The 10,337-nt window shown below is 72.6% G+C and carries 8 protein-coding genes; 6 read left to right on the top strand and 2 right to left on the bottom strand.

Features of this window, described 5'->3' with window-relative positions; all coding sequences use genetic code 11:
• Positions 1–214 precede the first annotated feature (214 nt).
• Both bglX and D1825_RS02700 read left to right on the top strand, forming a co-directional pair.
• Positions 215–2,575, top strand: coding sequence for a beta-glucosidase BglX (gene bglX / locus D1825_RS02705; protein ID WP_118765946.1), 2,361 nt, complete (start codon positions 215–217; stop codon positions 2,573–2,575).
• 160 nt (positions 2,576–2,735) lie between these two features.
• On the top strand, positions 2,736–3,260 hold the full coding sequence (locus D1825_RS02700) for a hypothetical protein (RefSeq protein ID WP_118765945.1): 525 nt from the start codon (positions 2,736–2,738) through the stop codon (positions 3,258–3,260).
• Here the strand turns inward: D1825_RS02700 and D1825_RS02695 are convergent.
• Entirely contained in the window at positions 3,244–3,705 is a 462-nt protein-coding gene (locus D1825_RS02695) for a phage tail protein (protein WP_118765944.1), read from the bottom strand. The two genes, D1825_RS02700 and D1825_RS02695, sit on opposite strands and share 17 nt — an antisense overlap.
• Before the next feature lie 37 nt (positions 3,706–3,742).
• The gene (locus tag D1825_RS02690; protein ID WP_118765943.1) at positions 3,743–4,477 is read right to left on the bottom strand and encodes an IclR family transcriptional regulator; all 735 of its coding nucleotides are present in this window, start codon (positions 4,475–4,477) and stop codon (positions 3,743–3,745) included.
• Between the two features lie 87 nt (positions 4,478–4,564).
• Between D1825_RS02690 and hutH the strand changes: the two genes are divergently transcribed.
• Genes hutH through D1825_RS02670 form a run of 4 tightly spaced genes read left to right on the top strand, consistent with a single transcriptional unit; the run spans position 4,565 to position 10,228 of the window.
• The gene (gene hutH / locus D1825_RS02685; RefSeq protein ID WP_118765942.1) at positions 4,565–6,103 is read left to right on the top strand and encodes a histidine ammonia-lyase; all 1,539 of its coding nucleotides are present in this window, start codon (positions 4,565–4,567) and stop codon (positions 6,101–6,103) included.
• Positions 6,100–7,755: a urocanate hydratase gene (gene hutU / locus D1825_RS02680; RefSeq protein ID WP_118765941.1), complete on the top strand. Its 1,656-nt coding sequence runs from the start codon at positions 6,100–6,102 to the stop codon at positions 7,753–7,755. Before hutH ends, hutU begins: the two co-directional genes overlap by 4 nt.
• A complete protein-coding gene (locus D1825_RS02675; protein WP_118765940.1) occupies positions 7,752–8,915 on the top strand; it encodes an allantoate amidohydrolase in 1,164 nt (387 codons plus the stop codon). Before hutU ends, D1825_RS02675 begins: the two co-directional genes overlap by 4 nt.
• Positions 8,912–10,228, top strand: a complete 1,317-nt coding sequence (locus D1825_RS02670; protein WP_118765939.1) for a formimidoylglutamate deiminase — start codon at positions 8,912–8,914, stop codon at positions 10,226–10,228. The genes D1825_RS02675 and D1825_RS02670 overlap by 4 nt, the downstream gene beginning before the upstream one ends.
• The last annotated feature ends 109 nt before the right edge of the window (positions 10,229–10,337 follow it).

Raw genomic sequence — 10,337 nt, 5'->3', positions numbered from 1 at the left:
GTTCGACATCGCCGGCAGCGACCTGCAGTTCACCATCGACTGGACCACCGGCGCGCACACCGGCGGCGCCACGCCCGTGACGGCGCAGGGCCCGGGTGCTGGGGAGCTCGCACGCGTCCAAGACAACACGCACGTCTTCGACGTCGTGCTCAACGCGATGCGCGGAAGGAGGTAACCGGTCCGGGTTTCAGCGAGTCCATCTCGGAGGTGTTCTATGGCAAGGATCGGACGACGAGCGGCCGCGGTCGGAACGGCGTTCGCACTCGTGTTCGCGGCGGGAGGCAGCGCCCTGGCGGCCGGCATGACCAGCGACGACCAGGCGCTGGCCCCGACGCGACTACCTGCCGCCAGATCGATCGAGCAGAAGGTCAACAACCTGCTCGCCCGGATGACGACGAAGGAGAAGCTGCAGCAGGTCCAGCTCCTCTCCGACGGGCAGATCACCGACGCCGACGCCAAAGCCGGCGTCGGATCGGTGTTCAGCCTGGTCGACGCCGCACAGATCAACCACTTCCAGCACATCGCGGTCGAGCAGTCGCGGCTGCACATCCCCATCCTGTTCGCGTACGACACGATCCACGGCTACCGCACGATCTTCCCGGTGCCGCTCGGCGCCGCGAGCTCCTTCGACCCCGCGGTCGCGCGGGCCGACGCCGCCGTCGGCGCGAAGGAGTCCGCCCTCCAGGGCCTCAAGCAGGTCTACAGCCCGATGGTCGACGTCTCGCACGAGCCCCGCTGGGGCCGCATCGTCGAGGGTGCCGGTGAGGACCCGTACCTCGGCTCGGTGTTCGCCGCCGCCCGCGTCAAGGGCACGCAGGGCAACGACTACAGCGCTCCCGACAAGGTCGTCGCGAGCGTGAAGCACTACGTCGGGTACGGGCAGCCCGAGGGCGGCCGCGACTACAACACGACCGACATCTCCGAGTCCCGGCTCCGCAACCTCTACCTGCCGCCCTTCAAGGCCGCCATCGACGCCGGCGCGGACACGGTGATGTGCTCGTTCAACTCGCTCAACGGCGTTCCCGGCTGCGCGAACAAGTACACCGAGACCGACATCCTCAAGAAGGAGTGGGGCTTCGACGGCTTCATCGAGAGCGACTACACGGCCGTCGCCGAGCTGCGGGCCTGCCCGCCGGTCAAGCCCGACGAGGGCCCGTGCGGTCACGGCATCGCCGCTGCCGGCCCGGACGCCGGCGCCGCGGCGCTGATGGCCGGTACCGACTCGGAGATGGTCAGCACCTACCTGCGCGACTACGGGAAGCAGCTGCTGGCCGACGGGAAGATCTCGATCTCCCGCCTCAACGACGCGGTGAAGCGGATCCTGCGCGTCAAGTTCCGCGCCGGGCTGTTCGAGCACCCGTACGTCGACGTCGCTGCAGCCAGCAGCGCCGCGAGCTACGGCAAGCCCGCCGACCTCGCCAAGAGCCGCTGGGCCGCCGCGCGGTCGATGGTGCTGCTCAAGAATGGGGGCGAGGCGCTGCCGCTCGACCCCAGCAAGTCGACGGCCCTGATCGGCCCGTTCGGCCAGACGGTCGACGAGATGCTCGGCCCGTGGTCGGGACGCGGCGCCGACGAGCTCGCCCCGAAGTTCGTCACCCTGTTCGACGGCCTCAAGGCGGGCAGCACGGGCACGGTGACCTACACCGCGGCGTGCAACCTCGCGCACAACTTCGACCCGCCCAACAACGCCACCCCGCCGATCACCGCGGACGACGAGGTGTGCGCCGGCCCCGGCGTCGACGGCACTGATATCCAGGATGCCGTGGCCGCCGCGAACGACGCCGACCAGGTCGTGCTCGCCCTCGGCGAGAGCGGCTTCATGAGCGGCGAGTCCAACGCCCGCAGCCAGCTCGACCTCCCGGGCCACCAGGAGGAGCTGCTCAACGCGGTCGCCGCCACCGGCAAGCCCGTGGTCGTGGTGCTGTTCAACGGCCGCCCGCTGGACCTGACGGGCGTCGTCGACAAGCCGGCGGCGATCCTCGAGGCCTGGTTCCCGGGCACCGAGGGCGGCAACGCCGTCGCCGACGTGCTCTATGGCAAGGTCAACCCGGGCGGCAAGCTCCCCGTGACGTTCCCGCGGGGCGTGGGCACGGTGCCGACCTACTACAACCACGAGCCGTCGGGTCGTCCGTGCGACGCGACGTTCAAGTGGAACGCGCGCTACCGCGACCAGGACACCTGCGCGCCGCTCTTCGAGTTCGGCTACGGCCTCAGCTACACGACGTTCGAGGTCTCGAAGCTGGACCTGAGCCGGTCGAGCATCGGCCGCAACGGGCAGGTCACCGTCTCGATGGTCGTCAAGAACACCGGCGACCGTGCCGGCGACGACGTCGCGCAGGTGTACATCCACGACCCCGTCGCGAGCCTGTCCCAGCCGGTGCGCCGGCTGCGCGGGTTCGAGCGGGTCTCTCTTGAGCCCGGCGCCTCTAAGACCGTGACGTTCACGCTCGACAAGAGCGACTTCGGGTTCTACGACAACCGCGGGAAGTTCGTGGTGGAGCCGGGGGAGATCCAGGTGTTCGGCGGGGACTCGTCGGCGGCGACGCTGACGAAGTCGTTCACTGTCCGTCCCTGACAGCTTGATCGGGAACGGTGCGGCGTCCGTCTCGTCAGACGCCGCACCGTTTCCTCAGGCGGATTGACGTGTCGCGGCAAAGCAAGGATGTCGCAAACGACGTTCCGCGCGGCGGAGCGTCCTTGCGACATCAATCGGACGGAACCAATACCGTTTGGCTGTGCCGCCATGCGTCGACGTCTATGTCTGGATCCAGGCCAATGACCGCGCGTCTGCGCTCGCCACGTTCATTGACCGCTACGTTGACACCGGCAACCCGGGCGACCCACGCTTTGACGCGCTCGTGCGTGTCGTTGTCGACGAACGCCCAGCGCCCGGTGACGACGACGCGCTCGCCGACCTCAGGCGCGACGCTGACTCGATCAACGCGTTCTCTATCTACCTGCGGGCGAAGTCGCACTATGAAGCGATCGTGACCGTGACCGAAGAGGGCGGCCTGGTGCTCGGACTGGGGATCGACGACCCCCTGAACGACCCCAAAGTCGCGGTCGAGGCCGCTGACCTGATGGCGGATCTCAAGAACGAGTTCCACGCCGTCTCCGGTCTTGCAGGCGTCGAGCTCGCGCCACCTCAATCCGCCCCGGAGTGGAAAGAGGCTGAGTTGGCTACGCCTCGCGACGCCACCTCTGAAGCCTCCAGGGCGACGTCGGGCCGAGGACGGGCAGACCCTAGTGCTCGCCCTTGATCACGAAGTACGAGCCGCGGATCGTCCCCGCGAGCTTCGACTTCTGCCGCGCGAACTTGAACCCGGAGAGCTCGTCGGGCACGTCCATGCCGTCTGACAGCTTGAACCCGACCGCGCGCTTGCCGCCGGCCTCGAGCGCGTACAGGACGTTGATCGACAGCCCGGAGTCGTAGAACACGTATGCCCAGCGGTGCCCGTCGACCACGAACTCGGTCGCCTCGAGCGGGGGAGAGGCGATGACGATGTCGCGCTCGGACGCGAGGACCTCGTGCACCCAGTCGACCGTCTCCCTGGCCTCGCTCGCGGGCGAGGTCGTGAACACGTGGTCGTACTTGTTCTTGAAGTAGCGCGCCTCGTTGGCGCGCAGGCCGGCGAGGGCGTCGGCCACGGGCGAGGACTCGAGCCCGACCGTGGACACCTCGGTGAAGTCGACGACGTACGACACGTGGAAACCCCCAGATCGCGAAGCGGACACGAAGAAACTAGACCCTTCGGGCCAGCTCTGTGGCTGCTCCGCGGATGGCGCGAAGGAATGCCTCGGGGTCCTGGCCCTGGGCGAACGTCACCGCGAGGCCGGCGAGCGGGTGGCCGGTGCGGTCGCGGACGGCGACCGCGACCGACGCGAAGCCGGGGGTCACGTCGCCGTGCTCCTGGGCCCAGCCGTCGCGGCGGACCTCGGTGAGGATCGTGCGCAGGGCGGAGAGTCGCTGCGGGCCGACGCCCGTGCGGTCGACGAACGCCTCGCGGTTAGGGAACAGGGCCCGGACCTGCGCGGACGGCAGGTCGGCGAGGATCGCGCGGCCGCTCGCGGTGAGGTGGGCCGGGAGGCGGACGCCGACGTCGGTGACCAGCACCGGACGGCCGGCGGCGCGCTCCTCGACGACGTAGAGGACGTCGCGGCCGTGCAGGACCGCGAGGTGTGCGCTCTCGCCGACCTGGTCGACGAGCCGGGCGAGGACCGGGCGCGCGGCGCGGGCGAGCGGGGCCTGGCGGGAGTAGGCGGAGCCGAGCTCGAACGCCGCGAGGCCGAGCGCGTAGCGGCGCTCCTCGGGCAGGTGGACGACGAAGCCGTGCTCGGTCAGGACGGTCAGCAGGTGGTAGGTCGTCGAGCGGGGCAGGTCGAGTGCGGTGGCCAGCGAGGCCGCGGGCAGGGGACCCGTGCGGGACAGGTGGCGCAGGAGGCGCAGGGTCGCGTCGGCAGCGGGGACTGAGCTCACGGCGCACCTCCGACGATGTCTGGGATGCCAGACAGTATCGCGCGGCGAGGTCTTCGATCGGGCCCGGCCGAGCGGTGTCATGAAGCCATGAGCATCACGACACAGTTGGCGGCCGTCGTCGTCGGCACCGGGCCCGTCACGATCGACGGGGTCGTCGCGGTCGCGCGGCACGACGCTGGAGTGAGGCTGTCCGACGAGGCCCTCGAGGCGATCGCCGCGGGACGCGACGTCGTCGACCGCCTCGCCGCCGACACCCAGCCGCACTACGGCATCTCCACCGGCTTCGGCGCGCTGGCCACCGTGTCGATCCCCGCCGAGCGGCGGCGCGACCTGCAGCGCAGCCTGGTCCGCTCGCACGCGGCGAGCACCGGCCCGGAGGTCGAGCGGGAGGTCGTCCGCGCGCTCATGCTGCTGCGGCTGTCCACGCTCGCCACCGGACGCACCGGCGTCCGCGCCGAGGTCGCGACCGCCTACGCCGCGATGATCGATGCCGGCGTCACGCCCGTGGTCCGCGAGTACGGCTCCCTCGGCTGCTCGGGCGACCTGGCCCCGCTGGCGCACTGCGCGCTCGCGCTCATGGGCGAGGGGGAGGTCCGCGACGCCGCGGGCGATCTGATGAGCCCGGCCGAGGCGGGGCTGACGCCCGTGACCCTCACCGAGAAGGAGGGGCTCGCGCTCATCAACGGCACGGACGGCATGCTCGGCATGCTCGCGCTCGCGCTCCACGACCTCGACACGCTCCTGACCAGCGCGGACGTCGCCGCCGGGATGTCCGTCGAGTCGCTGCTCGGGACCGACGCCGTGTTCGCGGCCGACCTGCAGGGGCTGCGGCCGCACCCCGGCCAGTCGGTCTCCGCGGCGAACATCCGGGCGGTGCTGCACGCCTCGGGGATCATGGCGAGCCACAAGACGCCCGAGTGCACCCGTGTGCAGGACGCCTACTCGCTGCGCTGCGCACCACAGGTCCACGGCGCAGCCCGCGACACCATCGCCCACGCGCGAGCGGTCGCCGAGCGTGAGCTGGCCTCGGCCGTCGACAACCCCGTCATCACCCCGGACGGCCGCGTCGAGTCCAACGGCAACTTCCACGGCGCCCCCGTCGCCTACGTGCTCGACTTCCTCGCGATCGCCGTGGCCGACGTCGCGAGCATGTCCGAGCGGCGCACCGACCGGTTCCTCGACGTCGCGCGCAACCACGGCCTGCCCCCGTTCCTCGCGCACGACCCGGGCGTCGACTCCGGCCTGATGATCGCGCAGTACACCGCCGCCGGGCTCGTCTCGGAGCTCAAGCGGCTGGCCGTCCCGGCGAGCGTCGACTCGATCCCGTCGTCGGCCATGCAGGAGGACCACGTTTCGATGGGCTGGCACGCCGCCCGCAAGCTGCGGCGATCGATCGACGCGCTGACCCGCGTGCTCGGCATCGAGGTCCTCACCGCCGCCCGCGCCATCGACCTGCGCGCGCCGCTGGCGCCGTCCCCGGTCACCGGCGCCGTCCGCGACCTGCTCCGAGAGCGCGGCATCCCCGGGCCCGGACCCGACACGTATCTCTCGCCCGACCTCGAGACCGCCGCCGACGCCGTCCGCGACGGCTCGGTGGCCCACGTCCTGAATGGAGCAGCCCAGTGACCGGTCCCCGCCCCGTCCGCGCCCCGCGCGGCACCACCCTGACCGCGCGCAGCTGGCAGACCGAGGCGCCGCTGCGGATGCTCATGAACAACCTCGACGCCGAGGTCGCCGAGCGCCCCGACGACCTGGTCGTCTACGGCGGCACGGGCAAGGCCGCGCGGTCGTGGGACGCCTACGACGCGATCGTCCGCACGCTCACCACGCTCGGCGACGACGAGACGCTGCTGGTCCAGTCGGGCAAGCCGGTCGGCGTGCTCCAGACGCACGAGTGGGCGCCGCGCGTGCTGATCGCCAACTCGAACCTCGTCGGCGACTGGGCGACGTGGCCCGAATTCCGCCGGCTCGAGCAGCTCGGCCTGACGATGTACGGGCAGATGACGGCCGGGTCGTGGATCTACATCGGCACCCAGGGGATCCTGCAGGGCACCTACGAGACGCTGGCCGCGGTCGCCGCGAGCAAGTTCGGCGGGACGCTGGCCGGGACCCTGACCGTGACCGGCGGGTGCGGCGGGATGGGCGGCGCGCAGCCGCTCGCCGTGACGCTCAACGGCGGCGCGTGCCTCATCGTCGACGTGGACGGCGACCGCCTGCACCGGCGGGTGCGCGAGCGCTACCTGGATCGCGTCGCGGGCAGCCTGGACGAGGCGATCGGGCTGGTCACCGCCGCGAAGCAAGCCCGGCAGGCGTTGTCCGTCGGCGTCGTCGGCAACTCCGCCGAGGTGCTCCCGGAGCTGCTGCGGCGTGGCGTCGAGGTCGACGTCGTCACCGACCAGACCTCCGCGCACGACCCGCTGTCCTACCTGCCCGTGGGGGTCGACGTGGCGGACTGGGCGGACTACGCCGCGGCCAAGCCCGAGGAGTTCACCGACCGCGCGCGCGAGTCGATGGCGCGCCACGTCGAGGCGATGGTCGGCTTCCAGGACGCGGGCGCCGAGGTCTTCGACTACGGCAACTCGATCCGCGACGAGGCCCGCCAGGGCGGCTACGACCGCGCGTTCGACTTCCCCGGCTTCGTGCCCGCCTACATCCGGCCGCTGTTCGCCGAGGGCCGCGGTCCCTTCCGGTGGGCCGCCCTCTCCGGCGACCCGCGTGACATCGCGGTGACCGACCAGGCCGTGCTCGACCTCTTCCCGGACAACGACCACCTGCACCGCTGGATCCGCGCGGCGCAGGACCGGGTCGCGTTCCAGGGGCTGCCCGCGCGCATCTGCTGGCTGGGGCACGGCGAGCGGGACGTCGCGGGGCTGAAGTTCAACGAGCTCGTCGCGTCGGGCGCCGTGTCCGCGCCGCTCGTCATCGGCCGCGACCACCTCGACGCCGGCTCCGTGGCCTCGCCCTACCGCGAGACCGAGGGCATGGCCGACGGGTCCGACGCGATCGCCGACTGGCCGCTGCTCAACGCTCTCGTCGCCGCCTCGTCGGGCGCGACCTGGGTGTCGATCCACCACGGCGGCGGCGTCGGGATGGGCCGCTCGATCCACGCCGGGCAGGTCTCGGTCGCCGACGGCACCGACCTGGCCGCGCTCAAGCTCGCGCGCGTGCTGTCGAACGACCCGGGAATGGGCGTCCTGCGCCACGTCGACGCCGGGTACCCGCGGGCCGACGAGGTCGCGGCGGCCCACGGCCTGCGCATCCCGATGAGCGAGTCGTGAGCTTCGCCAGCACCTGGGCCGACCTCGCCCCGGTGGGCCGGGCCGACGACGGCGGCTACCGCCGGTTCGCGTGGACCGCGGAGGACCACACGCTGCGCGAGTGGTTCGCGGGGGAGGCCTCGTCGCGCGGCCTGGACCTGGTCACCGACCGTGCGGGCAACCAGTGGGCGTGGTGGGGCGATCCCGACGAGACTCCCGGCATCGTCACCGGCAGCCACCTCGACTCGGTGCCCGGCGGTGGCGCGTTCGACGGGCCGCTCGGGGTGGTCAGCGCGTTTCTCGCGCTCGATGCCCTGCGCGAGCGCGGCGTCACGCCCACGCGACCGCTCGGCATCGCGAACTTCGTCGACGAGGAGGGCGCGCGCTTCGGCGTCGCGTGCGCCGGGTCCCGGCTGATCACGGGCGTGCTCGACGCGGACCGCGCCCGGGGGCTGCGGGACGCAGACGGGGTCTCGATGGCCGACGCCCTGCGCGCGGCCGGACGGGATCCCGAGGACCTCGGTCCGGACGACGGGGCGCTGCGGCGGATCGCGTCGTTCGTCGAGCTGCACGTCGAGCAGGGCCGCGGGCTGGTGCACAGCGGCAACGCCGTGGGCGTCGGACGGATGATCTGGCCGCACGGCCGCTGGCGGGTCGAGCTGCGCGGCGAGGCGAACCATGCCGGCACCACCCCGCTCGCCGACCGCCGCGACCCGATGCTCGACCTCGCGGCGTTCATCGCGCACGTCCGCAACGCGGCGGCCGAGGCCGGCGCGCTCGCGACGGTCGGCAAGCTGCGCGTCGACCCGAACGGCGTCAACGCGATCCCGTCGCAGGTCACGGCGTGGCTGGACGTCCGGGCCGAGTCCGAGTCCGCCGTGCACGCGGTGCTCGCGGCCCTGGCCGGGTACGCGCCTGCGCAGGAGTCGTGGACGCCGGTCACGGTGCTCGACGCCGATCTCGCGGACACCGTCGTCGACGCGCTCGGCGGCTCGCCGCGCCTGAGCACGGGCGCGGGCCACGACGCCGGCATCCTCGCGGCGGCGGGCATCCCGACGGCGATGCTCTTCGTCCGCAACCCGTCCGGCATCTCGCACGCCCCGGCCGAGGACGCCGACGAGGCCGACTGCCTCGCGGGCGTCGACGCGCTCGCGGCCACGCTGGAACGGCTGCTCGCGTGACCACCTACTGGGCCGCGCAAGCGTGGCTGCCGGACGGCCTCGCCGCCGACGTCCGGCTCACGGTCGCGTCGGGTCGGTTCGCGTCGGTCACCCCCGGCGCCCAGCCCGAGCCCGGCGACCATCGTCTGCCGGGCGTCGTCCTGCCCGGCTTCGCCAACGCGCACTCGCACGCCTTCCACCGCGCGCTGCGCGGCCGGACGCACGACGACGGCGGCACGTTCTGGACCTGGCGCGAGCGGATGTACGCGCTCGCGGCGACCCTCACGCCCGACGCGTACCTCGACCTCGCGCGCGCGACCTACGCGGAGATGGTGCTCGCGGGGGTCACGGCGGTGGGGGAGTTCCACTACCTGCACCACGCGCCTGGCGGCACGCCGTACGACGACCCGAACGTCATGGCCGAGGCGCTGCGCACCGCCGCCCGCGAGGCCGGTCTGCGGATCACGCTGCTCGACACCGCGTACCTGACCGGCGGGATCGACGCGCCCCTGCAGGGCGCGCAGCTGCGGTTCGGGGACGCCGATGCCGACGCGTGGGCCGCCCGCGTCGCCGCGATCCGCGCCGACGAGACACTCACGGTCGGCGCCGCGATCCACTCCGTGCGCGCGGTCCCGCTCGACGACCTCCCGCGCATCGCGGCCCACGCGACCGACCGCCCCCTGCACGTGCACCTGTCCGAGCAGCGCCTCGAGAACGAGCAGGCACTCGCGACGTTCGGCGCGACACCGACCCGCGTCCTGGCCGACGCCGGCGCGCTCGGCCGGGCGACGACCGCGATCCACGCCGTCCACCTCACGCCCGAGGACGTCGCAACGCTCGGCTCCACCCGCACCGGCGTGTGCCTGTGCCCGTCGACCGAGCAGGACCTCGGCGACGGGATCGCGCCTGGCGCAGCGCTGCACGCCGCGGGTGCGCGGCTGTCGATCGGCAGCGACCAGCACGTGCGCATCGACCTGCTCGCCGAGGCGGCGTCGGTCGAGCTGCACGAGCGCCTGGCGGGCGAGACGCGCGGTGTGCTGAGCCCGTCCGAGCTCGTCACGCTGCTGACGACCGGCGGCCACACGAGCCTCGGCGACCCGACGGGCGGCCGCCTCGCGGTCGGTTCTCCCGCGGACCTCGTCGCCATCCGCACCGACACACCCCGGACCGCCGGAGCCGACCCCGGCCAGATCGTGCTCGTCGCGGGCAGCGCCGACGTCGACACCGTCGTCGTCAACGGCGCCGTGCGTGTCGATGCCGGGCGGCACGTCCTGGGCGACGTGGGCGCGATGCTGGGCACGGCGATCCGCGCCGCCTGGGAGGAGGCCCGATGACGTCGCACCTGGTCACAGGCATCGGCGAGCTCGTCACGCACGACGAGCGGTTCGACGGCCCGCTGCTCGACGCCGCGCTCGTCGCCGAGGACGGCCGCATCGCGTGGGT

Origin of the sequence: Cellulomonas rhizosphaerae (genome assembly GCF_003470205.1) — a bacterium.
GTDB classification, from domain to species: domain Bacteria; phylum Actinomycetota; class Actinomycetes; order Actinomycetales; family Cellulomonadaceae; genus Cellulomonas; species Cellulomonas rhizosphaerae.
This window is presented reverse-complemented; position numbering and strand designations above follow the sequence as displayed.